Raw genomic sequence first — 680 nt, forward strand, 5'->3', positions numbered from 1 at the left:
CGGCCCGCCCACGCCGGTCACGGTGCCGTGGAAGCCGTGCAGGCGAATGAAGCCCTCACCGCCGGAGATCTCGCCCTCGGCGGCCTCGATGGTCTCGATACCGGGCCCGAGACCGACCTCGAGCTCGATACCGGCTTGCGGGATCAGGCTGTCGATGGTCACCGACGGAACGGCGCCGTTGGACAGCTCGGACTCGACCTCCAGGCCGGGGGTCATCCACTCGAACTTCAGCTTGCCGTCGAACGACGCCGGGTAGCCGACCTGGTAGCCGATGATGATCTTGCCTTCCCACTTGTCGGCGTCGGGGCCGTCGATCCGGAAGGCGGCGGTTCCGTCGTGGAACCATTCCCGGGTGGTCGGGTTGCCGTCGAGCGGAGGCACGAAGCTGATCAGCGTGTCCTTCTGGATTACGTTGACCGTACGGTCGGCGGAGTCGACAATCCGAGCCTGGCTGTCGATGACCTCAGCTGTGGCGCCGCCGTGCCCCAGGGTCAGGCCGATCATCGCGGCCGTCGCGACCGTCAGCATGCGGCGCATGCCGCGGTTCCGACGACTGGTGGTGTCCCTCATCCAGAAAATCCTCATCAGGTGTATCGACGTGGGGGCCGGGTCGCCCGGGCCGCGGCGGCCACTTTACGCCTTGAATATTGTTTGGGGGTAAAAAGTTCGGTTGGTTAAAC

The 680-nt window shown here is 65.6% G+C and carries 1 protein-coding gene; it reads right to left on the reverse strand.

Annotated features, from left to right (window positions below; all coding sequences use genetic code 11):
• A partial coding sequence (locus ACFWPJ_RS31995; protein ID WP_378857140.1) for an MspA family porin occupies positions 1 to 570 on the reverse strand: 570 nt, incomplete at its 3' end.
• Positions 571 to 680: the final 110 nt, after the last annotated feature.

It is taken from the genome of Nocardia sp. NPDC058497, assembly GCF_042720195.1.
Classification (GTDB): domain Bacteria; phylum Actinomycetota; class Actinomycetes; order Mycobacteriales; family Mycobacteriaceae; genus Nocardia.